Annotated in this window: 19 protein-coding genes; 1 reads left to right on the top strand and 18 read right to left on the bottom strand. The window is 52.5% G+C overall.

Features of this window, described 5'->3' with window-relative positions:
- Positions 1 to 257: 257 nt before the first annotated feature.
- Genes mukB through cmoM form a run of 4 tightly spaced genes read right to left on the bottom strand, consistent with a single transcriptional unit; the run spans position 258 to position 7,508 of the window.
- Positions 258 to 4,718, bottom strand: coding sequence for a chromosome partition protein MukB (gene mukB / locus OGV77_RS19570; RefSeq protein WP_043015769.1), 4,461 nt, complete (start codon positions 4,716 to 4,718; stop codon positions 258 to 260).
- Positions 4,718 to 5,422 carry a chromosome partition protein MukE gene (mukE, locus tag OGV77_RS19565; RefSeq protein ID WP_016152457.1) on the bottom strand — a complete coding sequence of 235 codons (705 nt, stop codon included), beginning with the start codon at positions 5,420 to 5,422 and terminating at the stop codon, positions 4,718 to 4,720. The genes mukB and mukE overlap by 1 nt, the downstream gene beginning before the upstream one ends.
- Positions 5,403 to 6,725, bottom strand: a complete 1,323-nt coding sequence (gene mukF, locus OGV77_RS19560) for a chromosome partition protein MukF (RefSeq protein WP_043015768.1) — start codon at positions 6,723 to 6,725, stop codon at positions 5,403 to 5,405. The genes mukE and mukF overlap by 20 nt, the downstream gene beginning before the upstream one ends.
- Positions 6,726 to 6,728: 3 nt before the next feature.
- Positions 6,729 to 7,508 (bottom strand): tRNA uridine 5-oxyacetic acid(34) methyltransferase CmoM, encoded by a 780-nt coding sequence (cmoM, locus tag OGV77_RS19555; protein ID WP_087051463.1) that lies wholly within the window; start codon positions 7,506 to 7,508, stop codon positions 6,729 to 6,731.
- Positions 7,509 to 7,643: 135 nt separating this feature from the next.
- Between cmoM and elyC the strand changes: the two genes are divergently transcribed.
- Positions 7,644 to 8,408, top strand: a complete 765-nt coding sequence (gene elyC, locus OGV77_RS19550; protein ID WP_047412313.1) for an envelope biogenesis factor ElyC — start codon at positions 7,644 to 7,646, stop codon at positions 8,406 to 8,408.
- A 93-nt stretch (positions 8,409 to 8,501) separates the two neighbouring features.
- Here elyC and OGV77_RS19545 read toward each other — a convergent pair whose 3' ends face one another.
- From OGV77_RS19545 to OGV77_RS19480, 14 genes are all read right to left on the bottom strand, one after another.
- Complete coding sequence (locus OGV77_RS19545) at positions 8,502 to 9,395, bottom strand: YcbJ family phosphotransferase (protein ID WP_080625454.1); 894 nt, start codon at positions 9,393 to 9,395, stop codon at positions 8,502 to 8,504.
- Between the two features lie 163 nt (positions 9,396 to 9,558).
- Positions 9,559 to 10,305 carry a 3-deoxy-manno-octulosonate cytidylyltransferase gene (gene kdsB, locus OGV77_RS19540; protein WP_043015764.1) on the bottom strand — a complete coding sequence of 249 codons (747 nt, stop codon included), beginning with the start codon at positions 10,303 to 10,305 and terminating at the stop codon, positions 9,559 to 9,561.
- On the bottom strand, positions 10,302 to 10,484 hold the full coding sequence (gene ycaR / locus OGV77_RS19535; protein WP_003035793.1) for a protein YcaR: 183 nt from the start codon (positions 10,482 to 10,484) through the stop codon (positions 10,302 to 10,304). The genes kdsB and ycaR overlap by 4 nt, the downstream gene beginning before the upstream one ends.
- Positions 10,485 to 10,535: 51 nt before the next feature.
- Positions 10,536 to 11,768 (bottom strand): winged helix-turn-helix domain-containing protein, encoded by a 1,233-nt coding sequence (locus OGV77_RS19530; RefSeq protein ID WP_087051462.1) that lies wholly within the window; start codon positions 11,766 to 11,768, stop codon positions 10,536 to 10,538.
- A gap of 41 nt (positions 11,769 to 11,809) precedes the next feature.
- Positions 11,810 to 12,787 carry a tetraacyldisaccharide 4'-kinase gene (gene lpxK / locus OGV77_RS19525; protein WP_087051461.1) on the bottom strand — a complete coding sequence of 326 codons (978 nt, stop codon included), beginning with the start codon at positions 12,785 to 12,787 and terminating at the stop codon, positions 11,810 to 11,812.
- On the bottom strand, positions 12,784 to 14,532 hold the full coding sequence (gene msbA, locus OGV77_RS19520) for a lipid A ABC transporter ATP-binding protein/permease MsbA (RefSeq protein WP_043015761.1): 1,749 nt from the start codon (positions 14,530 to 14,532) through the stop codon (positions 12,784 to 12,786). The genes lpxK and msbA overlap by 4 nt, the downstream gene beginning before the upstream one ends.
- Before the next feature lie 36 nt (positions 14,533 to 14,568).
- Entirely contained in the window at positions 14,569 to 16,833 is a 2,265-nt protein-coding gene (locus OGV77_RS19515) for a ComEC family protein (RefSeq protein WP_087051459.1), read from the bottom strand.
- A 205-nt stretch (positions 16,834 to 17,038) separates the two neighbouring features.
- Positions 17,039 to 17,323, bottom strand: a complete 285-nt coding sequence (ihfB, locus tag OGV77_RS19510) for an integration host factor subunit beta (RefSeq protein WP_003035780.1) — start codon at positions 17,321 to 17,323, stop codon at positions 17,039 to 17,041.
- Between the two features lie 160 nt (positions 17,324 to 17,483).
- A complete protein-coding gene (rpsA, locus tag OGV77_RS19505; RefSeq protein ID WP_003035776.1) occupies positions 17,484 to 19,157 on the bottom strand; it encodes a 30S ribosomal protein S1 in 1,674 nt (557 codons plus the stop codon).
- 113 nt (positions 19,158 to 19,270) lie between these two features.
- Positions 19,271 to 19,954 (bottom strand): (d)CMP kinase, encoded by a 684-nt coding sequence (gene cmk / locus OGV77_RS19500; RefSeq protein WP_005123561.1) that lies wholly within the window; start codon positions 19,952 to 19,954, stop codon positions 19,271 to 19,273.
- Between the two features lie 171 nt (positions 19,955 to 20,125).
- On the bottom strand, positions 20,126 to 20,887 hold the full coding sequence (gene loiP / locus OGV77_RS19495; protein ID WP_048225883.1) for a metalloprotease LoiP: 762 nt from the start codon (positions 20,885 to 20,887) through the stop codon (positions 20,126 to 20,128).
- 140 nt (positions 20,888 to 21,027) lie between these two features.
- On the bottom strand, positions 21,028 to 22,311 hold the full coding sequence (aroA, locus tag OGV77_RS19490; RefSeq protein WP_087051457.1) for a 3-phosphoshikimate 1-carboxyvinyltransferase: 1,284 nt from the start codon (positions 22,309 to 22,311) through the stop codon (positions 21,028 to 21,030).
- Positions 22,312 to 22,380: 69 nt separating this feature from the next.
- A complete protein-coding gene (gene serC / locus OGV77_RS19485; protein ID WP_043015757.1) occupies positions 22,381 to 23,469 on the bottom strand; it encodes a 3-phosphoserine/phosphohydroxythreonine transaminase in 1,089 nt (362 codons plus the stop codon).
- A gap of 212 nt (positions 23,470 to 23,681) precedes the next feature.
- Positions 23,682 to 24,374 (bottom strand): DUF421 domain-containing protein, encoded by a 693-nt coding sequence (locus tag OGV77_RS19480; RefSeq protein WP_043015756.1) that lies wholly within the window; start codon positions 24,372 to 24,374, stop codon positions 23,682 to 23,684.
- Positions 24,375 to 24,481: the final 107 nt, after the last annotated feature.

Below are 24,481 nucleotides of genomic sequence, written 5' to 3'. Positions count from 1 at the left end.
TTGCCCCCTGTTTTCTTTATCATACTTTGAGTAGCCAGGCCGTATGTATTCCCCTTTTATTTTAACGGGGTCGGACCTGTAAAACGCCAATACAAGCTGAAGTATGACGAGCAAGCCTGTGACGCGTTAGGCTTACCTTTAGTATATAAACATGAAAAAGTTTTTGCCTAACCTAATGTAAAGAAGTCTAAAGAAATTACACCAGGTATTGAGAATTTTCGGAAAAAAAGAAGGCGGCCATTTAGCCGCCTTTTTGTTTAGCTTGCCTGCGAGGAAGCATCTTCGGTGCCAGGTAACGGCTCAGGTAACTGAGGCGCAAACCCGCGCAGACCCACCACGTGAACGTGTTCGGTGTTCTGGAAGACTTTACGCACCAGTTTATAGGTAGTGCCTTTCTCTGGGCTGATGTTTTCCGGCGCGGCGATAATCAGCTGCATTTGCAAACGCTCGCACAGTTCAAACAGGGTCGCGATAGAGCGCGCATCGAGTCGCGCAGCTTCATCAAGGAACAGCAGACGGCAAGGAGAAATATCTTTCCCGCGTAATCTACGCCCTTCGTCTTCCCAGCTTTGTACAACCATCACCAGAATAGACATCCCGGTACCGATCGCCTCACCCGTTGACAGCGCGCCAGATTCAGCTCGCAGCCAGCCGTCAGAGCCACGGTTAACCTCAACTTCCATTTCCAGATAGTTACGGTAATCCAGCAGCTCTTCACCAATGGTTTGCGGCGTACGTTGCCCCATATCAATTTGCGGATTCAGACGCTGATACAGCTTCGCCAGCGCTTCAGAGAAGGTCAGGCGATTACTGTTAAACAGATCCTGGTGCTGTTCATGCTGTTCGGAAAGTACGTCCAGCAAGGTAGCATGCGTCTCACGTACGTTGACGTTCAGACGAACGCTGTTTACCTGGCCAAACGACACGCTTTGCAGTCCCTGGTTTAGCATGCGAATACGGTTCTGTTCGCGCTGAATGGTCTTACGGATGATATTTGCCACGCTGCGAGAGCTGATCGCCAGCTTCTGTTCGCGGGAAGTCAATTCTTCCGTCAGACGGCTCAGCTCAATCTCCATCTGTTCGATGGCTTCAACCGGATCGTCGGTACGGATAATATCCTGGCGAATACGTTCACGCAGATGCTGGTAAACCGCGACAAAGAACTGAATTTTACGCTCTGGGCGTTTTGGATCTTCAGACATGCGCAGCACATCGCGCAGGTGTTCGTTATCCGCAACCGCCAGACGCAGCGCACCGAGCGCCTTATCCGACATCGAGCGCAGTTCATCACCGGAAAGGTACGCCAGCTCACGACGGTGCAGGCGGCGTTCAACGCCGTTATCTTTCACCATCCGCATCACCGCACACCATCCAGCTTTTGCGGTAACCACCTGCTCGCGCATCTCAAAATAATCACGTTCCAGCTTGCGCAGCCTGCGGGTCAGGTTGTCCATCTCCGCTTCGCAGAAGGTCAGGGCTTTTTCCAGTTGGTTTCGGCGCGCACGGTTATTGCTGAGCTGCGCATGTAGTTCATCACGACGAATACGCGCGCGCTCTTCGGCACCACTGTCCGCACGAACACCGATATCCTGCAGTTCACGTTGTAAATCGTTAAGCAGCTCTTTTTTGGTGTCATAGGAGCTTTTCAGCGACGCCATGACCTGGTTGTACTGGCTTAACTGTGCGGCGTGGCTGCGTAGCGCTTCACGGGCGCGAGTACGTTCCGCTTCCGCCTGTTCCAGGCGCTCACGCAGTTTTTCGTTCAGATCGCTGTTGCCGCTAAGCATTTCGGCAGAGTCGGAATAGCTGAAATGCGCCCGACGCTGCACCACTTCGGTCAGGGCAAAAGCCTGCTGACGCGCATCGCGCTGCATTTGCTGGGAATACGCGTAGTCTTCCTTCAGCTGTTCAAACTGCTCAGGGTCATTTTGCAGAACAGAAACGATAGGTTCCAGTTTGGCTAACTGATTGCCGTGCTGCTGCACAAAACGCGCCGCTTCCTGGGCTTCATCCAGACGCTCGCGAATTTCGTCCACGCGATCGGCCAGCGTGTCATCCGCCAGCAGATTCAAACGCGGCAGCAGGCGGTTAAGCGCTGATACTCCCTCTTTCGCCTGTTCAAACTGCATACGGCTTTGCTGGTTATCATTTTCATGATTGGTTAGCGCACGTTCCAGTTCAACGCGACGGCCATTCAGTTGGCGAATTTCCGCTTCAGGATCGTCTTCAAACGCCACCGACAGATGGCTGCCAATAAAGCGACTGAACGCCTGATGCAGACGCTGGGTTTTCTGGACGTCAAAGGAGAGCGTGGCGAAACGTTCAGACAGCCCTTCACGCTCGGCATGCAGGGTTTCGATACGGCTTTCGCGCGCTGCACGACCAAAAATCGGCACCGTCGGGAAGCGGGAATAACGCCACTGACGCTCGGCGGTTTTCACCACTACCGCTTTTTCCAGCTCATCAACGCTGAACACGCTGTCATCAAACGACTGCGGATCCCCTTCAATGAAATAGAGATCTTCCGGGCAATCCGTCAGCCCTTCAAGCTGTTCGGTAATCAGAGACAGATCCGGCACCACGATAGCATGACGCGAAGGTCCGTACAGCGCTGAGAAGTACGGCGCATCTTCAAGGCTAACGTCGTCATAGATTTCTGACAGCAGCACGCCGCCGAAGCGTTCCGCGAGCGCGTTCAGGCGCTGATCTTCCGCCCCACCGGGCTGACTTAAACGTTCAATCTCTTCATCAACCGCATTTTTGCGCGCGCCGACTTCATCACGCTCAACAATGGCTTCACGCTCGCGCTCCAGCAGTTGTTGCAGATACTCGGTTACGTCCTGGCTTGAGGTAAACTCTTCGCCGCACTGCTCGCTAAGCTGGTTCAGGCTATTTTGCGCGGCCAGCCAGACAGGCGCGCGTTTCATCAGATGCTGGATACGAGACTGAAGTTGCTCCTGCTCCTGGCGCAACGTCATACGCTGTTCGCTGGCAGAAGAAACGCTGTCCGACAAGGCGGCGATACGCGCTTCCAGCTCCTGATGCAGGGCTTCCAGCTCATCGATATCGAACTGTTTACCCTGACGTTTGCAGAATTCAGCCAGTAGACGCTCGGCGTCTTGTTGTTCGCGCAGACGCTGCTCCAGCTCGCTGAGTCGCATACGCAACGGCTGAACCTGTTCCGCCAGATGGCGCTGTTCAACACCTTCCCGTAGCAGTTCACGCGCCACACTCCAGGCCTCACCACGCGCCAGTGGGCCATTGATAGCCGCCACCAGCTGATAAGCCTGTTCGAACTGACTGTGCGCGGTTTGCGCCACGCTCATTTTTTGTTCCAGCGTCAGCAGTTTTTCAGTAGCTTCCTGCTCTTTGGCCTGGAAAGTTTCCAGCCATTCGGCAGCGCTGTCGGCGGTCAGATCCGGTAAGTGGCAAAGCTCTTTCGCCCGGTTCAGCGCCTGGATCGCCTGAGTATACTGGATGGCTCGCGTTTGCTGGACGTCCAGCGCCTGCTGGTAATCAGCAAGCTGGCTTTTCAGCTCATCCACTTCCAGTTCAGCGGCTTCTGCGCGGGCTTCGTTTTCATCCTGGCGGTCAACGGCTTCCGCAACCACCTCATTTTGTTCTTCAAGCCGGATCTGCAGTTCTTCAAGATCCGCTTCATAGCGTTCAATTTTTTCCTGCTGACGCAGCGCGGTTTGCACCAGATTAAGGTGATCGCTCGCGGCCTGGTAATCCGCTTCCAGATCGCCTTCCGCCCCGTTGTGCTCACCCAGCTCGCGCGCCATATCCACGTGCTTATACTGCTCTGCCGCCAGCTGTTTGCGTGAAGTATGCAGCTCACGACGGTATTCCAGCGCTTTATCGAGATGAATACGACGTTCGTTGGCGTGGCGCATATAATCCGCGGCCACATAGTTGGTCGCTTCGCTGATCAAATGCTTAAACAGGTCGCGGTCAGACTGGGTTACACGAATCGCTTCCAGCGTCATACGGTTTTCACGCAGCGCGGCTTCCATATCCTGGAACGCTTTACGTACGCCGCTATTTTCTGGTAGCAGGTAGTCACGCAGTGAACGGGTAATGGCGCTGGAGATCCCGCCGTACAGCGAGGCTTCAATCAGACGATAGAATTTACTACGGTCAGACGCGGAGCGCAGGCGGCGGGCAATGATGCCCAGATCGAACATCAGCGAGTGATAATCAGTTATTGAGTTGAACTGCTTAAACTGCACGCCTTCCATCTCATCAAGCTTCTCTTTCAGCTCAGAGAGGGACAGCACGCGCGCCTGGCGTTCATTCAGCGTTTCTGTCACCAATTGGGTTGGCTGCACCGACATCGGCAGTCCCTGAATGGCAAACGGTTTGATATCCACTTTGCGATCGCGACCGGCAACCTGTTGCAGACGCACACCCACGACCACGCGCTGATGGCGCGAGTTGAGGACATCGAGCATTGAGTAACAGACACCCGCCTTCAGCTTACCGTGCAGGCCCTTGTCACGTGAACCGCTGGTTGCCCCGGCTTCGGTGGTGTTACGGAAATGCAGCAGCGTTAAGTCCGGGATGAGTGCCGTAACAAATGCCGCCATGGTGGTGGATTTACCCGCACCGTTACCACCGGACAGCGTGGTAACCAGTTCGTCAAGGTCGAACGTACGGGCAAAAAAACCATTCCAGTTAATCAGCGTAAGTGAGCGAAATTTACCGCGTTCAATCATTATTCTTCTTCTCCACTGTCCGGCTGATTCTCTTCAGGCTCATCGTTGAGCTGCAGGCGGTTCTCGACCGGCATCGCTTCGCCATCACGAATTAAGCGACGCTGCGCTTCGCGCGGATCGTCACCGCTGCGCACATCCGCGCCAAAGCGGAAAACGGATTCCGTAATCCGGAATTTGCTGCTGTCGTGGCCCATAAACCACACCATGCCTAAACGGCGCAGGCGGTTTAACGAAGAACGAACCTTTTCCTGGAGCTTCTGACGATCAACGTCTGAACCGGTTGAACGGTTGTTCACCAGCTTCAGCAGCTTCGCTTCATCAGCCAGCGTTAGCAGTTCGTCGTAAAGCTCTTGCTGAGTAAAAATCCCTTCGTTCGCCAGGCGTTCCGGGCTTAGATAGAGATAGCAAAGAATTTTACCGACCATCATGTCCAGTTCAGACAGGACCGAACGGGGAATGAGCGTCGTTGAACGCGGGCGAAGGTAGAAGAACCCTTCCGGCGCACGGATCAATTCCACGTTATAGCGGCTGTAAAACTCTTCAAAATATTCCTGAAAATCCATCAGGAAGGCATGATTATCCAGTTCATCCAGACCGATGTGACGGCCCGAACGTAAGGCGCTATCCAGCGCCGGAAATAACGGATTCGCCAGCGCCTGCGCCAGCTTTACCGGCATCACTTGTTCAATATTTGTCAATGACATGCGCCTGTACCTTGGCTCCGTAATCATTAATCGGCTGCCATTTGGCTGGCAGTCCGGTGAAATCTGCTTGCGCTACGCCAAGGCGTACCGCCTGATCGATAACAATACGCGCGACGTCGAAATGACGCGCACGTGGGTATTGCGCCAGATACTCGCGCACTACCAAACCGAGATCCAGTGGTGTTTGTCTGGATTTGTAGATAGCCAACTGTTCTTCGATGATCGCCGCCAGCTGTTCACGGATCTCGTTAAATTCTTCATATTCCAGATCTGCCGGAAGCTCACCGGTGACCTCTTCGTCACGCAGCACCATCTCCTCGTCACGCATATCCAGCAGACGATCGGCGTTGGCATAGGTCAGCGCCCACGGTTCGTCAAAATAGGTCTGCACGGACTGACGCAGACGCTGGGCAAAGACACGGTTTTTATCCATATCGATCGCGGTACGGATAAACTTATGCACGTGACGATCGTAGCCGATCCACAAATCAATAGACTGCTGACCCCAACTGATAATACGGTCAAGCTTGCTTTGTAAGTCAAATACCAGCCGATCGACGAAATGTAAATCGTCATGCGTCATCGTAGCGTCCTGGATGCGTAACAGGTTAGCCTGCAGCTTATCCCCCGCCGCTTCCAGCGTATCCTGCAGTTCACGCAGCGTACCAGACGTTTCAGAAAGCAGCAGTTCACAGCTGGAAATAGCCGCCCGCCAGTCTTTATTCAGCAGTTGCGCAATATCGTCTTTTACCTGCTGCTGCTGTTCATCCATGATGCGCTGGGTCAGATCAATACTGTCGAAAATCTCCGCCACCGAGTATTTCAATGGCGCATAGACGTTGCGATGCCAGTGGAACTCATCGCCGCCTTCCGCTGCCGCATCCGCCGCGCGTTTCAGTTCACCTGCAACAATCGACAACTGCATCGAAAGACGTAGCGTAGAGAATTCACGCTGACGAATATAGTAATCCGTGATGCCAATTCCCAATGGCGTTAAACGGTAAATGGCGTTGCCTTCCGCCTGCTCGCTGGTAAAGCGGTTCAGCAGACGTTGACGTACCATATCGTTGATCGCGTTGTTGGCGCGTACGCCGATGGTTTCGCTGGTTTGCTCAAACGCATCACTCACATGGCGGAACGCATCCACCAGTTCACCTTCACTCATCTCGCCGTCGAGTCGCTCACCGTTTAGTGTGGCAACCGCCAGCAGGAACGAAAGTCTGTCTACCGGCAGAGAGATGGAGAAGTCATTTTTTCTGGCCCAGGCAACCAGTTCGGGGACTGTCTGGGAAAATTCACTCATAAATTATCCTTGCATCTGCGGTTTGCGCGCGGTGACATGAATATAACGTCCAAGGCTGATAAACGGCTCCTGGCGACAATAGCGCGTTTCTATTTCTGTTAAAGCGTCAAAACAGTCATGCTGTTTTTGTTTATCACGCAGATAATCATGAAACACCCTCACGCCCGTTTTACCGGTTATCTCCCAGCCAATCTCCTCCAGCCAGCCATAGACCTGCTGAGGGTCGCGCGGAAAATCGGGAGACAACGTGCGCCGTTTCTTTTTATACATTCCCTGCTGTACATAGCCGAAATTACCGACCAACACATTACGCATCAACAGACCGTTTGCATTGTAGAACATCAGCGATAAAGCACCGCCCGGGCGTAACATCGACCACAGTGTTTTTAAGACGGCTTGCGGGTCGGCCACCCATTCCAGCACAGCATGAAACAATATCAGATCAACCTGAGAATCCAAATGCTGTGGGATGTCCTGAGCGGCACAATGTATAAAATGCATGTTGTCGCTCACACCTTGCTCTTTTGCCGCCCGTTGCGCTCGCGCCACCATCTCAGCAGAAAGATCGCACAAGGTAACGTGATGGCCCCGCTGCGCCATCAGAATAGCTGTCTGCCCTTCTCCGCCACCCGCATCAAGCACATGCAATGTTTGACCCGCGTAGCCGACAAGAAGTTTGTCCAGATCCTGCCAGAGGATCGTCTGACGAAGCTGACCTTTGGTGGTGCCGTAAATGTTACGGGAAAACTTCTCTGCAATGTCATCAAAATTGCGGTCCCGCATCGGGCTCTCCACATACTGGCTTTAGGGTGACTAAGTAAAACCGCTATTTTGTCACACCCACGCCGAGAATGAACCTTCCTGGTGTAATATCCCTGCAGATCCCCTGCTGTATGGTTAAAAAAGGAACCAAAAAGAATGCTTTTTACGCTGAAGAAAGTGATTGGCGGTATGATGCTGCCGCTTCCGTTGATGCTGCTTGTGATGGGCATCGGCCTGGCGCTGGTCTGGTTCAGCCGCTTTCAGAAAACGGGGAAAGTGTGTATTAGCCTGAGTTGGCTGGCGCTGTTACTTCTTAGCTTACAACCCGTCGCCGACAGTCTGCTGAAACCAATTGAGGACAGTTATCCAACATGGCAGGATACGCAAAAAGTGGAATACATTGTAGTGCTGGGCGGAGGGTATACCTGGAATCCTCAGTGGGCGCCAAGTTCTAACCTGATCAACAACAGCCTTCCGCGTCTGAATGAAGGTATTCGCCTCTGGCGTGCTAACCCGGGATCGAAGCTTATCTTTACCGGTGCTGCGGCAAAGAGCAATAACGTCAGTACTGCAGAAGCGGGAGCCCGCGTAGCGCAGTCGCTGGGGGTACCAGTCGATGACATCATCACCCTGGATCAACCCAAAGATACCGAAGAAGAAGCCGCAGCGGTAAAGCAGGCCATCGGCAACGCGCCGTTCCTGCTGGTAACCTCTGCCTCGCACTTGCCGCGTGCCATGATTTTCTTCCAGCAGGCCGGGCTACATCCGCTGCCAGCACCGGCCAATCAGTTAGCGATTGATTCACCGCTTAATCCGTGGGAGCGCGCAATTCCTTCACCTGTCTGGCTAATGCATAGCGATCGTGTGGGTTATGAAACCCTGGGACGCATCTGGCAGTGGCTAAAAGGATCGGAACATTGATAGCATTTTTGCCTGATGGGGACGCTGACGCGTCTTATCAGGCCTACGTGTTCAGCGCAAAATTGTAGGCCACGTAAGATGTTCACGTGTTCATCAGGCGAGCCACGGCAGCAATGATTTTGTCGCTAGGTCAAAGTTGGAGCGATTAAAACGTCCGGTGTTGACCAGTTGCGCGACCTCATCCCATAACACGTACAACCAGCGCCGCCAGATAAATGACTCCGCCACTGGCGCGCGTTGCAGGTACTGCCAAAGCAGGCTTTCGGCCAGCGCATTATCCATCAGGCGAAACAGTTCATATTCTCTTGGCGCCCACAGCATCAACCCCGGTCCCACCATCGCCAGAAGCTGATCGCTGCGGGCGTCTTTGAGCATGCTACGTAAACTGAAATTACCGTGGATCAGCACGCAGTTATCATTGAACCCTTCAAATAAGGCGGGCAAACACTCACGGGTGCGAAACAGGATCCGCTTATCCTGCATCGTCAGCCCGGTATTGTTGAACTGATTTAGCGTAGTCCACAGCACCTCAACGCGCTGACGATACCAGGATGACCAGATATTCTCTTGCGTGTTATCCACCATTCCCACGCAGCCACGGCTATCCTGCCGATGCCATGACAGCAGACCTTCTACTATCTGATCTTTCAAATGTTCCCAGCGTTCAGGCGTTCGGGCTGGCGCTTCCACTGGTACGCCGCGTAGACGCTCAAGCAGCAGCACATCAGGACCGGGATGCTCCTCGTGCGTTAAGACCCCATAAATGACTGGCATTCGAACCGTACCACTGCGCGCCAGCATAGAGGTTTTCCATGCCAGCTGCTGCGCCATACCCGGCGTGGTGAAACTCCTCGCCATCAGCGGCATCGGATTTCCCTGGCTGTCATACAGCGACCACAGGGCCGTATCCGCTTTTTCATTCACGCATTCTATACGACTGAGTTTTTCACCCAACAGATGGCTGAGTTCGGCACGCAACTGTTCCATTTCAGATTGCCCTCATAAATGCTACTGCTTTCATAATGAGCGTCGTGCAGACAGATGTCACCCGGATGAGATCAATTGATGAAAAGAAAAGTGGGGGGAAAGCGTAACGATACGACACTCCTCCCAAAAATTCGCGTTACCAGGGGGAGTGTCGTGAGAAAAACTAACGCATTTCGGCGCGAACGCGCTCAAGATCTTCGGCAGTGTCTACGCCGGTACCGGGTACTTCTTTGGCGACGGCAACGTGAATTTTTTCGCCGTACCACAGCACACGTAGCTGCTCCAGCATTTCAATATGCTCAAGCGGGCTGGGCTGCCAGTTAACATAGCGGCGGATAAAACCGGCGCGATAGCCGTAAATACCCAGATGGCGCAGGAAAGTGTCACCCACCGTTTCCAGGCTCCTGGCAAAACGATCCCGATCCCACGGGATGGTCGCGCGTGAAAAATAGAGCGCATACCCTTCGGCGTCCAGAACGACTTTTACCGCATTCGGGTTAAATGCCTCTTCCGCACTGTGAATCGGGGCCGCAAGTGTCGCCATACCGACCTGGCGCTGCGCCAGATTCTCTGCGACCTGGCGAATAATGACCGCCGGGATCATCGGCTCATCACCCTGTACGTTCACAATAACGGTATCATCGCTAAAACCACATTTCTCAACGACTTCCGCCAGACGCTCCGTACCGGACTGGTGATCGGCGCGAGTCATGCATACTTCGCCACCCACCGCTTCTACCGCGCGAGCGACATCTTCGTGATCGGTCGCAACGATAATACGTTCAGCGCCAGATTCACGCGCACGCTCCAGAACATGCACGATCATCGGCTTGCCGTTGATATCCAACAGCGGCTTGCCCGGCAAACGTGTGGACGCATATCGCGCAGGAATAATGACCACAAAACTCATGATTTACTCTCATCAGCAGTCAGAACGCGGGCTTCAGTTTCCAGTAAAACGGGAATACCATCACGCAGTGGGAAAGCAAGGTTATCCAGTTTACAAATCAATTCCTGTTTTTCCTGGTTAAACCAGAGTTTGCCATTGCATACCGGGCAGGCAATGATTTCAAGCAGACGATGATCCATAGTTCCTCCAGATGGACCGGATTGTGAATCCGTAAATATTAACATAATCGCTTAAAGGGCTGGGTCTATTTCCCAACCATGGCGTACATCAGCAAATAAACCTTCAGGATAGCGTCCCAGCGTCACGCGTGTTGCCTGCTGCCAGCGGGCAAAATCATCAATCGCCTGAAACAATCCTTTTTGCAGAGTAACCCCAGGTTTGACGCCATCCTGTAACCACAATGAAATCACATCCAGCACGCCCGTTTTACGGTGCATTTTGGCATCCATCCGCCCAACTAATTGCCCGCGATGCAGCAACGGCAAGACGAAATAACCATACTGACGTTTCGGCGCCGGTGTATAACATTCCAGCCGGTAGCTAAAATCGAATAGCTGTTCTGCCCGTTTACGATCCCAGACCACCGGATCAAAGGGCGATAATACTGCGCTATGGGTCGCCGTTAATTTACCCGCCAGCGCCTGCTCCAGCAGCGGCTGAAAGTGACTGTGCAGCCACAGGGTTCCCAGCCCTTCGACGTCGACAGGAATAATTTGTTGCTGCTGCGCGCGCACGTTACACCAATTTTTTAGCGCCGGGCGCTTGAGACGGTAGTAGTCTGCCAGCCACTGTTCGCGAAAAATCCCCAGGCTACGGGCGCTGTTATCCAGCATGGCGCTTTCAGCATCTTCCTGCGAAAGCAGGTCGCGTTCATCATCCCAGTGCGGCATGACGCGATGGGTTAGATCATACACTCGCTGGAAATTACGCCGTTCCACCACCATGACTTTCCCGGCAGTGAACAGCCCTTCAAGATGACGCTTATGCGGCTTCCATTCCCACCAGCCGCTGACCCCCTTGCGCGGATGCTCAAAATCGGCAGAGCGTACTGGTCCGTTATGTTGGATGTGCTGGAGCAGTTGCTCAATTTCATGCGCATGTTCTTTCATCCATGCCGCTTTATATTTCCAGCCCATTTTCTCCGGGGCCAGCATGCGGTGGCGTATCAGCATAAAGTCGCTGCGCGGCAAAAAGCAGGCCTCGTGCGCCCAGTATTCCATCAATGCGCCCTGCTGCAATGCGTCATCCAGCCACTGGGGGGAATAATCGCCCAAACGACTAAACAGCACCAGGTAAGGGCTGCGCGCCACAATATTGATGGTATCGATTTGCAGTAACGACATGCGAGAAATGGTGGTAAGAATATCTGCTGGGGTTGCCCGACGGCGTGTTTTTTTCAGCAGCCCTTGAGCGGCAAGGTGAAGATGACGGGCATCCGTCAAAGAAAGACGCGGCAACGACATTTATGGCCTCATAAATGATTCGCTGCCGCAGCGTGAATCAGTTAGCGAGTCAGCGAGATTAAGTTATCCAACAACACATCAGGCCGATCGCCTGACAAATGAGCGTCAACAGGTAAATACCACCAGTTTTCATCGGCAAATGCCCGGCACTTAACCGCATCTTTTTCCGTCATTACCAGCGTTTGTCCGGCGTCTACAAACGCACTGACGTCACTGTAGGTCAGAGACTGATGGTCTGCCAGCGCAATGCTTTTTTGTATGCTGGCACCACACGCTTGCAGCGTGGCAAAAAAACGCGGTGGGTGGCCAATGCCCGCCATGGCGACAATATTGGTCAACTGCGCCACATCGCGGCGTTCACCCGTGCGTAAATTAACGGCCAGCCCCGGTTCAAGTCGCATAGGGATTTCCCCTGGCTGCGCAACGCCACCGTTAACGATAGTCGCATCAACCGATTTAAGCCGACCTGCGCGCTCCCGCATAGGACCAGCGGGAAGCCACCAGCCATTGCCAAACCGACGTTCGCCATCAATAACCACGATTTCAACATCTCGCGCCAGACGATAGTGCTGTAGACCATCGTCTGTCACAATAATCTGCACGTCATGTTGGGCCAAAATGGCTTTTACCGCATCCGATCTTACCGGGGATACCGCCACCGGCACGCCGGTACGTTGGGCGATCAGCACCGGTTCATCGCCCGCTTCTGCGGTAGTAGTATCAGCGGTCAGCAACAGCGGATAAGCAGGCGCTTTCCCGCCATAACCACGCGACACCACGCCCACGCGGATCCCACGTTGCCGTAGTTGTTCAACCAGCCAAATCACCACCGGTGTTTTGCCATTGCCGCCGGCGGTTAGGTTTCCGACCACCACAACCGGCACTGGCGCACGCCATGCGCGTTTAATCCCAAGCTTGTAGCATAAACGGATCCCGCCACTCACCAGGCCATACAACCAGGAGAGTGGGAGTAACAGTCGCCACAGCGGCGACTCACCAGACCAGATTCGTGCGATCATTGACCGAATTGCATTTTGTGTAATTGCGCATACACCCCACGCTGCTCAATCAGCTCGCTATGGGTTCCGCGCTCAACAATAATACCGTCTTCCACCACGATGATTTCATCCGCCTGTTCGATGGTAGAAAGGCGGTGGGCAATCACCAGAGAAGTACGGTTTTTCTGTAACTCATCCAGAGCAGCCTGAATCGCGCGTTCAGATTCGGTATCGAGTGCCGACGTTGCTTCATCAAGGATCAGAATCGGACTGTCACGCAACAAGGCGCGTGCGATAGCGATACGCTGGCGCTGACCACCGGAAAGCAGGACGCCGTTTTCGCCAATCACCGTATCGAGGCCATTGTCCATCTTGTTGATGAAATCCATGGCGTAGGCCATTTGCGCCGCTTTTTCGATCTGCTCGCGGCTGTACAAATCGGTACGCGCATAGGCGATGTTGTTGGCAACCGTATCGTTAAACAGGTGCACATTCTGCGAAACCAATGCAACCTGATCGCGCAGGGATGCCAGGGTATATTCGCGTAGATCGTGTCCGTCCATCAGGATCTGCCCTTCATCAATATCGTAGAAGCGCGTAATCAGGCTGGCGATGGTGGATTTCCCTGAACCCGAACGCCCAACCAAAGCAACGGTTTTGCCCGCTGGAATGTTCAGGTTGATATTGCGCAGCGCAGGCACTTCACGTCCTGGATAGGTGAAAGTCACGTTGCGGAACTCAAGATTACCGGTAGCACGTTCGATTACGCGTGTACCTTCGTCTTTTTCCTGCTCGCTATCCAGAATCGTAAATAAGGTCTGGCATGCCGCCATACCGCGCTGGAACTGCGCGTTGACGTTGGTCAGCGATTTCAATGGACGCATCAGCGCGATCATTGACGAGAAGACAACCGTAATTGTCCCTGCTGTCAGGTTTTCCATCACGCTTGGGAAGCTGGCTGCATACAACACGAAGGCCAGCGCCAGAGACGCGATCAGCTGGATGATAGGATCGGAGATAGAAGAGGCAGAAACCATCTTCATGCCCTGCAAGCGCATCTTGTTGCTGACTTTATCGAAGCGCTTGGTTTCGACTTCCTGACCACCAAAAATCAGAACTTCTTTGTGCCCTTTTAGCATCTGCTCCGCACTGGTCGTAACCTGCCCCATGGTGTTTTGCATGTTTTTACTGATGCTACGAAAGCGCTTAGAAACTATACGAATAGCCACTGAAACAATTGGCGCCAGTACAATCAGGATCAACGACAGTTGCCAGCTGTAATAAAACATCATGATAAACAGGCCAATAATTGAAGCCCCTTCACGTACCACGGTGATCAGCGCGCCGGAAGACGAGGACGCTACCTGCTCTGAATCATAGGTAATACGTGACAGCAGCGTACCTGTAGACTGCTTATCAAAAAAGGAGACCGGCATACCCATCATATGACCAAACAAGCGGCGACGCATGGTCATGACCACTTTGCCTGACACCCATGAGATGCAGTAACTAGAAACATAGCTGGTAAAGCCGCGGAGAACCATTAGTCCAATGACCACCAGCGGCATCCACAGCAGCACCGAGCGATCCGTTTTACCAAAACCATCATCCAGTAATGGCTTAAGGAGCGATAGCATGAAGGTATCGCTGGCCGCGTTAAGTATTAACGCTATACCCGCCACGATCAGACCCGATTTAAAAGGCGCTATGGTTGGCCATAGTCGGCGAAACGTCTGCCACGTAGAGAGATCTTTATCGTTATGCATTCAAAAAACCAGCATTTGTTAGAATAGCCGCATATTCTACCCGTTATCATCCGACACGCCAAACCACTGATGATACCAACGAGGTAAAATCTGATCCCGCAAGCTACGTACTCGCCAGTTTTTTGGATAAAAATCCAGCGTAATCTGCCCCTGATGTGGTGTATCCAGCCATTGATAATTTTGTTGTCGATAACGTTGCTCCACTTTCCAGGACGGTAGACGCCAGGCATTATAACGGGATGCAGAGGCTAACGCGGCCTGTCCGCCCACCCGCTGAATCAGCGCCAGTGATGATGAGGTATTGCTGCCATGATGCGGAACCTGCACCACCGTAGACTGCAGATGCTGCCAATAGTGACTTAGCATTTTTTGTTCAGCGGGAGACTCAATATCGCCGGTCAGCAGAATACTCTGATTCCCATCATCGACCTTTACCACGCAGGAGTGGTTATTCCCCGCATCTGTGCTTCCACGTACCGGCCAGTGCGCAGTGAAGGTTAACCCTTGCCACTGCCAGCGCTCCCCACGAAAGCACGGAAGATGCCCTTCCCAACCTAATGGACTTCTTATCCATAACGACGGCCAGGCTTGCTGCAGCGAGCGCAACCCGCCCCGGTGATCCATATGCTCATGGCTTAAAATTACCCCTTGCGGCTCCAGATTGTGCCAGCGTAACCACGGAATAATCAGCTGTTGCGCGCTATCGCCTTCAGGCCATGCCAGACCAGTATCGTAAAGCAGCGCTTTCCCATTACGCGCAATCACCATCGCCAGCCCCTGCCCGACATCCAGCATATGCACTTGCCACACGTCAGTACGTGACGTTTGCCAGAACGGGCTGCTCAATAAAAGGGGCACTGTGACACAAACTACCGGTAGCGTTCGCCAGACGTTCAATCGATATACGATGAGCAGGAGTGCGGGTAAAAATGCAAGCCATTGCCAACGTGCATCAATATTGATCCACCCTTCAGGCAGGCTCCTGAGCCCCCAAAATAACAGCGCCAGCGAGCGATCTGCTAAATACCACAGGCCCGATTCAATCATCGCCAGCCCGGTTAAATGCACGATCATGCCTGCTAATATCAACGGTACAGAAATAAAGGTGACCAGAGGTACGGCGAATAAATTCGCCAGAAATGAGGTCAGGCTGATACCATGAAACATCGCGATTTGCACTGGCAGAAGCAGAAGCGTAATTCCCAATTGCAAATGAGCAAGCGCCAGAAACTGGCGTCCAACGCGCGATAGCGGCCAATCTGGCATCGGAACCCATTGATACCAGAACAGAAGTGCCGCAACGGCAAAAGCAGACAACCACAGACTCTGTGAAAGAACGGCGACAGGATCCACCACCAGAATGGCTGCCAGACAGCAGACCCAAACCGACCATCCACTCCACTGCCTGCCACTGAGTTTTAGCGCCCCCCAGACCAGCAGCGCAACAACCGTCCGTAATGCCGGGGGCTGTAGTCCCGTTAGCCAGGCATAGAATATTGCACAGACAACCCCACCTACTAAAGGAACCTGCCAGCAAATCCAACTGGCTGGCATAAAAAATTGTCCCGCGCGAACTAACCCTGCAGCCAGAAGTGCGGCAAACGCAATATGCAGCCCGGAAATAGCCATCAAATGGGTCGTACCGGTATCACGCATAATGGTTTTCACCTCTTGTGACACCGATAAACGCTCCCCCATTCCCAGACCCAATATGACTTGCTGCCAGGGATAATCGGCGAGCGCAGTTTTCAGCGAGGAGAGATACCGCGAACGCAAACTGCATTGTGGTGAGATAGCCGAAGCCTGCAAAAATCTTCCCGTCAGCGGCAGGTGCTGCGCCAACGCGTAACGCTGGCTATCAAACCCGCCCCCGTTCAATTGGCCATGTACAGCCCGAACCTTCAGCGTCATCGCCCATGTCTGACCCGCGCAAACGTCGTCGGGTAAGTACTGTCCATACAGAATAATTCCGATGGCGGGAAATATCCGCTTCCCCTGCAGATGCGTGATCTGGCCGTAGTGCGTTGTCATGTTATCGGTTGCGGTTATCCGCACGATAGCCTGCTGGGTTTTCGCAGGCAGCGTATTACCGGCCCACAGCGCATCTTTCGCGGCGAGAACGCCCCAAAGAAAAAACAGCAGGGTTACTCCGGCGAAACGTACAGGCCTGCGAGAAATAAGACAGAGCAAGCATGACAGGCAAAATACGACGCTGATGCACAGCATGTCAGGTAGCCCAGGTAAGAGCATAAGCGGGAGAATGCCGAATAATGCACACGTACCAACCGTTGTTATTTTCATCAGTCACCTCCCTGTAACAGGAAGTGTGCGGTAATATGCGCCGGTTGTCTGGTGCCAATTTAGCGTTATACGGCGTGTGTTCCGCTGGTATTTAACAGCGCATGTAACGTACAAATTAACTGGGAGGAGGATTCCAGGATGGGCAGGCAGAAATGAAAAAAGCACCCATGCGGGTGCTTTTCTCGGCGTTAAGTCTCGCTAAAACTTAACCGTAAATATTGGCGCGATCGCGCAGTTCTTTACCTGGTTTAAAGTGCGGAACGTATTTTCCTTCCAGATCCACTTTATCACCGGTCTTCGGATTACGTCCGGTGCGCGGTGCGCGGTAATGCAAAGAGAAGCTGCCGAAACCGCGGATTTCAATACGCTCGCCCTGCGCAAGAGTCGAGGCCATATGTTCCAGCATTTCTTTCACTGCATCTTCAACCGCTTTCGCGGGAATATGAGGTTGCTGGGTTGCAAGTCTTTCAATCAATTCTGACTTGGTCATGATTCCTCCGGTTCCTTAAAGGCATAATTAGCTGCTGCATTGATTAAGGGCGGCCTTAGCCGCCCTTTGTCATTGATTACAGGACGAATCCTGTAATCTGTCAAGCTACTCGTCACCCTTTGTGCTGTTAACAGCACAAAGGATTTAGGAGCACTCGATATTACTCGCCTTTAGCTGCTTTGAAAGCTTCAGCCATTGCGTTGTTAGAGAAATTAGCATCTTCCTGTTTGTTAACAGTTGCGATTGCATCTTTCTCATCAGCTTCGTCTTTAGCACGAACAGACAGGCTGATTGCGCGGTTCTTACGATCAACGCCGGTGAATTTAGCTTCAACGTCGTCGCCAACGCTCAGAACCAGAGTTGCATCTTCAACGCGGTCGCGGGAAGCTTCAGAAGCGCGCAGGTAACCTTCAACGCCGTCAGCCAGTTCTACGGTTGCGCCTTTAGCGTCAACTGCAGTGACTTTACCGTTTACGATTGCGCCTTTCTTGTTCAGTGCAACCCAGTTGTTGAACGGATCTTCTGCGAGCTGTTTAACGCCCAGAGAGATACGCTCACGCTCTGCGTCAACCTGCAGAACAACTGCTGCGATTTCGTCGCCTTTTTTGTATTCACGAACTGCTTCTTCGCCTGCAACGTTCCAGGAGATGTCAGACAGGTGAACCAGGCCGTCGATGCCGCCGTCCAGGCCGATGAAGATACCGAAGTCAGTGATAGACTTGATTTTACCTTCAACACGGTCGCCCTTGTTGTGGGTTTCCGCGAACTGCTGCCATGGGTTGTTTTTGCACTGCTTCAGACCCAGGGAGATACGACGACGTTCTTCGTCGATATCCAGAACCATAACTTCCACTACATCGCCAACGTTAACAACTTTGGACGGGTGGATGTTTTTATTGGTCCAATCCATTTCGGAAACGTGAACCAGGCCTTCAACGCCTTCTTCGATTTCAACGAAGCAGCCGTAGTCGGTCAGGTTGGTCACGCGACCAGTCAGTTTGGTACCTTCTGGATAACGCTTAGCGATAGCTACCCATGGATCTTCGCCCAGCTGTTTCAGGCCCAAAGATACACGAGTACGCTCGCGGTCGAACTTCAGCACTTTAACAGTGATTTCGTCGCCAACGTTTACGATTTCGCTCGGATGCTTAACGCGTTTCCATGCCATGTCGGTGATGTGCAGCAGGCCGTCAACGCCACCCAGATCAACGAATGCACCGTAGTCAGTGAGGTTCTTAACGATACCTTTAACTTCCATGCCTTCCTGCAGGTTTTCCAGCAGCTGATCGCGTTCTGCGCTGTTTTCGGATTCGATAACGGCACGACGGGAAACAACAACGTTGTTGCGCTTCTGATCCAGCTTGATTACTTTGAATTCAAGCTCTTTGCCTTCCAGGTGCAGCGTGTCGCGGACCGGACGAACGTCTACCAGGGAACCCGGCAGGAACGCGCGAATACCATTCAGCTCAACAGTGAAGCCACCCTTGACTTTGCCATTGATAACACCAGTAACGGTTGCAGCTTCTTCGTAAGCTTTTTCCAGCGTGATCCAAGCTTCGTGACGTTTAGCTTTTTCACGGGACAGCAGGGTTTCACCGAAGCCGTCTTCTACTGCATCCAGAGCAACGTCAACTTCGTCACCAACCTGGATTTCCAGCTCGCCCTGGGCGTTTTTGAACTGCTCTGCCGGAATGGCGGACTCAGATTTCAGACCAGCGTCAACCAGTACTACGTCTTTGTCGATAGCAACAACAACACCACGAACGATGGAACCCGGACGGGTTTCGATTTCTTTTAAGGATTCTTCAAACAGTTGAGCAAAAGATTCAGTCATGTTTAATCTTCAGGTTTCATATTTAACGTCCACCTGGCTCCATGCCGGATGGGGTTGTTTAACATACCCGCTGTCAATCCATTGCAACGGGGGTACTGCAAATTCGGTCGCACTTAAGCGAGTGCCAGTTTTTGGCGCGCGTATTGTAACGCTTTTTCAATCACTTGCTCAATGCTTAATCGGGTTGAATCCAAAACTAAAGCATCAGCAGCGGGAACCAGCGGCGCTACAGCACGGTTACGATCGCGATAATCGCGTTCTTCGATCTCGGCCAAAAGGCGTTCAAAGTTAACACTAAAGCCCTTTTCCTGCAACTGTAGCATACGTCTATGCGCACGTTCTTGCGAGGAGGCGTCCAGAAAAATTTTCACCGGCGCATCCGGGAACACCACGGTCCCCATGTCACGTCCGTCGGCGATCAGACCGGGCGCTTCACGAAACGCGCGTTGACGGCGTAACAGCGCTTCACGTACGCGAGGAAACGCAGCGACCTGAGAGGCGGCATTCGCCACTTCCTGGGTGCGGATTTCGCCGCTGACATCTTCACCTTCCAGAATGACTTCAAGGTTGCCGTCCGTTGAGATAAAACGCACATCCAGGTGTGAGGCAAGCGGTACCAGGGCATCTTCAGATGTGACATCAACATGGTGATGCAACGCTGCGAGCGCCAGTACGCGGTAGATCGCGCCTGAATCTAACAGATGCCACTGCAATGCTTCCGCCATTGCCTTGCACAAGGTGCCTTTACCTGCACCGCTTGGGCCATCAATGGTAATAACCGGGGCAATTGCCGTCATCTTTTTCTCCTTAAACGGGCATACGTTAACGTGAACGCCGCGCATTATACGCGCCAACGCAAATAATCGTTAACACAGAGTGTAAAAACCCGATTAGTCTGTAACGATATGAGGAAGAATTGCGCAATTATAGCGGGCTGGTGAGAAACCAGCCCGGAAGATGACACTGATTTACTTTTTATCTGCAGCGATGCGTTCACGCATATGCTGAGCGCGATCGTCAGATGCTGGGTGAGAATCCATCAGCGATTTGGCATGGCCTGCGTCCATCGTGGCAAACTTATCAAACGCAGTCACTAAGCCCTGACGGTCAATACCGCGTTTTTTCAGCAAGTCATAGGAAAAGTCATCCGCATCTGATTCCTGACTACGGGAGAACGCTGAATTAATCACGCCTTCTGCCAAATCGCCCAACTGAGACTGGGAAAGCTGAGAAGCGACGCCGCTGGTCGCAGAAATAGCATCACGCGCAGCCAGAGTGGCATACGCGGTCTGCATTGCTTTACGCGAGTGCCCTAAAGAAACATGGCCCAGCTCATGACCCAGCACGCCTTCTATTTCATTGTCGGTCATCAGGTCCATCAAGCCCGAATAAACACGTACGCATCCATTCGCCATTGCCCAGGCATTGATATCACTGGTCATATAAACTTTATAGTTAACCGGCGTTCCATCAATGTTATTCCCCAACGCTTTCGCAATTTTATTCAGGCGCTTAGTGTACTTGCTTTTCGCGCCCGCCAGCTGATTTTCGCTATCCATCTGCTTACATGAACTGTTAGAGAGGGCTTTGACATCAGCATCAGAAAGTGTCGCTGCTTTATAAGCAGCCATACCGGAACTGGCAACAAGGTCGCCATTCACACCATTTTTACAACCAGCCAGCAACGTGGCGGAAACTGCTAACGCCAAAAAGAGTGATTTATGCTTCATGCTAATCTTCCGTTGATATTTATAGTAAAAACAAATAAATAAGTTAAATCATCAACAAATTAGCATTAGTTGAAAGCATAAAAACAGTGCGGTTACGGACCTCGGAACGCCAGTCCTGGAGGACCGGCGTTCCGGGAGAATCAGGCAGGAGTACTAATACGCGCCAGCTGTTCGAAATAATCCGGGAAGGTTTTGGCCGTACATTTCGGATCCAGAATGGTCACCGGCGTGTCAGAGAGCGCCACCAGCGAGAAACACATCGCCATGCGGTGATCGTTGTAGGTCGCGATATCTGCAAACTGTAACGCCACAGGCGGCGTGACGCGAATATAGTCTTCGCCCTCTTCAACGGTCGCGCCCACTTTACGCAGCTCAGTCGCCATCGCGAACAGGCGGTCGGTCTCTTTGACGCGCCAGTTGTAGATGTTACGCAGTGTGGTCGTCCCTTTTGCGAACAGCGCAGCCGTAGCAATAGTCATCGCCGCATCAGGAATATGGTTCATATCCATATCTACCGCATTGAGTTCACCGTGGGTACAGGCAATAAAGTCATCGCCCCAGGTAATAGTCGCCCCCATTTTTTCCAGTACATCAGCGAAGCGAATATCGCCCTGCATACTGTTGCGGCCAATCCCGGTTACTTTTACCGTACCGCCTTTAATGGCCCCCGCCGCGAGGAAATAGGAGGCGGAAGAAGCATCACCTTCGACCAGATATGCCCCCGGAGACTGATACTGCTGCTGCCCTTGTACGACAAAGCGCTGGTAGTTCTGATTCTCAATTTCAACACCAAACGTTTTCATCAGGTTCAGTGTGATATCAATGTAAGGTTTGGATACCAGTTCGCCTTTGATTGCGATCGTCGTATCCTGCGGCGCCAGCGGCGCAGTCATCAACAGCGCAGTCAGGAATTGGCTGGATACGCTACCGTCTACCTCAACCTGTCCCCCGGTGAAGCCACCGCGCAAACGTAAAGGCGGATAGTTTTCCTGCTCCAGGTATTCAATATTCGCTCCGCCCTGGCGCAGCGCATCAACCAGATGACCAATTGGACGCTCCTTCATGCGCGGTTCGCCCGTCAACACAATGTCATTGGCGCCCAGACATAACGCTGCGGCCAGCGGGCGCATTGCGGTTCCGGCATTGCCAAGGAACAGCTCTACTGCACCTTCTGCGTGCAGCGCACCGCCGTTACCGATTATCTCGCAACACGTGCGATCGGAAGAAAGGGTATAGCTGATCCCTAACGCATTCAGAGCATTAAGCATATGGCGGACATCATCGCTGTCCAGCAGGTTGGTCAGGACAGTGGTGCCATTTGCTAATGCAGCCAGCAGCAAAGCGCGGTTAGAAACACTTTTGGATCCAGGCAGATTGATGGTGCCATCCACCCGCGCAATGGGTTGTAACGTCAGGGATTCCATGAAACTCGACTCTCAAAAACAGACATAAAAACCCCACAGACAGGCTGTGGGGATGAAAAATACAGCAGATTAACCGCGGCGACGCTCGAAATCGACCATGAAATCGGTCAGCGCTTTTACACCTTCAAGCGGCATTGCATTGTAGATGGACGCGCGCATACCGCCGACCACACGGTGCCCTTTCAACGCGTGCAGACCCGCAGCGAATGACTCTTCCAGGAAGAGTTTATCCAGTGCGCTGTCAGCCAACTGGAACGGGACGTTCATGCGTGAACGGTTGGATTTCGCCACATCGTTACGATAGAAATCACTGTTATCAATGACGCCGTACAGCAGTTCCGCTTTTTGCTGGTTAATTTTATCCATCGCGTTAACACCGCCCTGCTCTTTCAGCCATTTAAAGACCAGGCCAGATAAATACCAGGCAAAGGTTGGCGGCGTATTGAACATGGAGTCGTTGTCGTTCAGCACGGTATAGTCGAGGATTGACGGGCAGGACACATGGGCTTTACCCAGCAAATCTTCGCGTACGATAACAATTGTCAGCCCGGCCGGGCCGATGTTTTTCTGCGCCCCGGCGTAAATTACGCCATAGCGGCTAACGTCAAGCGGTGCGGAAAGAATGGTAGAGGACAGATCCGCCGTGACCACCACGTTGCTGGCAAAATTCGGCGTTTCTTCGATCGCAATACCATCGATGGTTTCATTCGGACAATAGTGCAGATACGCCGCGTTGTCAGAAAGCTGCCATTCGCTCATTGGCTTAACAGCGCGCAGTCCGTCAACGGTAACTTTGGCATCGATAACGTTTGGCGTGCAGTACTTTTTCGCTTCTTTAATTGCGCTGGCGGCCCAGTAACCGGCATCGACGTAATCCGCAGTTGTTTTATCACCGAGAATATTTAACGGGATACCGGCGAATTGTCCGCGACCACCGCCATGGCAGAATAACACTTTATAGTTGGAGGGGATGCTGAGAAGATCGCGAAAATCCTGCTCCGCTTCTTCTGCGACCTGGATGAATTCTTTGCCACGATGGCTAATTTCCATCACCGACGTGCCAAGACCGTTCCAGTCGCGAAGATCCTGTTGAGCCAGTTTAAGAACTTCTGCCGGTAACATTGCCGGACCTGAACTAAAATTGAAGACCTGAGCCATTTCCCCTCACCACGTTGTGTTGTTGTCCAATCAACATCCTGTCATTGACGATAATCCGGTGACAGACATTGGTATAAGTTATTCCTGTGGATATCGGTTTTATCATTCAGTGACACGCGCCGCAATGGGTAAAACTGACCAGGGTAAAAATGTGTCATCCGTCACACAACAGAATCTATCGGATTGACGGGTAAAAACCGAGATTTTCGCTGTCAGGTGACCCGTTTTGCCCGACTGGCCTTCGACCATTCTGGATTTGCACAGCGCGGACATAATTGGTGATCTCCGGCGTTCATGTGCACCACTTCGCTACAACGTATGCAGGCATAGTCCCCTGCTTCAGGTATGACTTTAAATCGTTGCGTACAGCGTTTAGGCAGAATACTGAGCCCCGGTTTTACGTCTTCATCGGCAAAGAAGTAGACGCTGATTTGCCCGTTCGTCTCCAGAATAGCCAGTTTCACCTGCCCCAGTTGCTCCACACCGTTCAAACGCAGTTCCATAAAGAATTCGAATTCCGTCATATTGGCGCTACTGAGCTTTGACCATGCCAGCTCTCCGTCCTCAATGATCACGACGGGTTTCCCCTCCAGCAAATCCTCCATTTTTTCGCTATGCGCCATCAGCCACATCACCAGCCGATACAGCACGGCAAGAGTAATAAAGACCACCAGCACCGGCAACATTGGAACATCGTCATAAAATGCCACGTCTCCCGCCGCAGAACCCAGCGTAAGGATTATCAAGACTTCAAAAAGCGACATCTGGCGTACGCCGCGACGTCCGGTGATTTTTAAAAACAGAAAAACCAATATAAAGGTATAGAGGCTGCGTAGCGCGACTTCTCCCAGAAAATCCATGGGCACCTTATCAAGCGCCATACGGTGTAAATCGAAAGCTTTCATTATTATGCTCTAAACGTGGTTGGCTGTAGGAAAGCATAGCTAATACTTTTATTTACGCCTGAACTCCGGCGACGATAGCGCCGTTCATTGAAAACCCGTATCATTGC

This window comes from Citrobacter sp. Ce129, assembly GCF_030334545.1.
Taxonomy (GTDB): Bacteria; Pseudomonadota; Gammaproteobacteria; order Enterobacterales; family Enterobacteriaceae; genus Citrobacter; species Citrobacter europaeus.
This window is presented reverse-complemented; position numbering and strand designations above follow the sequence as displayed.

Bases quoted from the DNA above. Each gene is read 5' to 3' on its own strand.
- mukB (WP_043015769.1), bottom strand. From the start codon at position 4,718: ATGATTGAACGCGGTAAATTTCGCTCACTTACGCTGATTAACTGGAAT.
- mukE (WP_016152457.1), bottom strand. From the start codon at position 5,422: ATGTCATTGACAAATATTGAACAAGTGATGCCGGTAAAGCTGGCGCAG.
- mukF (WP_043015768.1), bottom strand. From the start codon at position 6,725: ATGAGTGAATTTTCCCAGACAGTCCCCGAACTGGTTGCCTGGGCCAGA.
- cmoM (WP_087051463.1), bottom strand. From the start codon at position 7,508: ATGCGGGACCGCAATTTTGATGACATTGCAGAGAAGTTTTCCCGTAAC.
- elyC (WP_047412313.1), top strand. From the start codon at position 7,644: ATGCTTTTTACGCTGAAGAAAGTGATTGGCGGTATGATGCTGCCGCTT.
- OGV77_RS19545 (WP_080625454.1), bottom strand. From the start codon at position 9,395: ATGGAACAGTTGCGTGCCGAACTCAGCCATCTGTTGGGTGAAAAACTC.
- kdsB (WP_043015764.1), bottom strand. From the start codon at position 10,305: ATGAGTTTTGTGGTCATTATTCCTGCGCGATATGCGTCCACACGTTTG.
- ycaR (WP_003035793.1), bottom strand. From the start codon at position 10,484: ATGGATCATCGTCTGCTTGAAATCATTGCCTGCCCGGTATGCAATGGC.
- OGV77_RS19530 (WP_087051462.1), bottom strand. From the start codon at position 11,768: ATGTCGTTGCCGCGTCTTTCTTTGACGGATGCCCGTCATCTTCACCTT.
- lpxK (WP_087051461.1), bottom strand. From the start codon at position 12,787: ATGATCGCACGAATCTGGTCTGGTGAGTCGCCGCTGTGGCGACTGTTA.
- msbA (WP_043015761.1), bottom strand. From the start codon at position 14,532: ATGCATAACGATAAAGATCTCTCTACGTGGCAGACGTTTCGCCGACTA.
- OGV77_RS19515 (WP_087051459.1), bottom strand. From the start codon at position 16,833: ATGAAAATAACAACGGTTGGTACGTGTGCATTATTCGGCATTCTCCCG.
- ihfB (WP_003035780.1), bottom strand. From the start codon at position 17,323: ATGACCAAGTCAGAATTGATTGAAAGACTTGCAACCCAGCAACCTCAT.
- rpsA (WP_003035776.1), bottom strand. From the start codon at position 19,157: ATGACTGAATCTTTTGCTCAACTGTTTGAAGAATCCTTAAAAGAAATC.
- cmk (WP_005123561.1), bottom strand. From the start codon at position 19,954: ATGACGGCAATTGCCCCGGTTATTACCATTGATGGCCCAAGCGGTGCA.
- loiP (WP_048225883.1), bottom strand. From the start codon at position 20,887: ATGAAGCATAAATCACTCTTTTTGGCGTTAGCAGTTTCCGCCACGTTG.
- aroA (WP_087051457.1), bottom strand. From the start codon at position 22,311: ATGGAATCCCTGACGTTACAACCCATTGCGCGGGTGGATGGCACCATC.
- serC (WP_043015757.1), bottom strand. From the start codon at position 23,469: ATGGCTCAGGTCTTCAATTTTAGTTCAGGTCCGGCAATGTTACCGGCA.
- OGV77_RS19480 (WP_043015756.1), bottom strand. From the start codon at position 24,374: ATGAAAGCTTTCGATTTACACCGTATGGCGCTTGATAAGGTGCCCATG.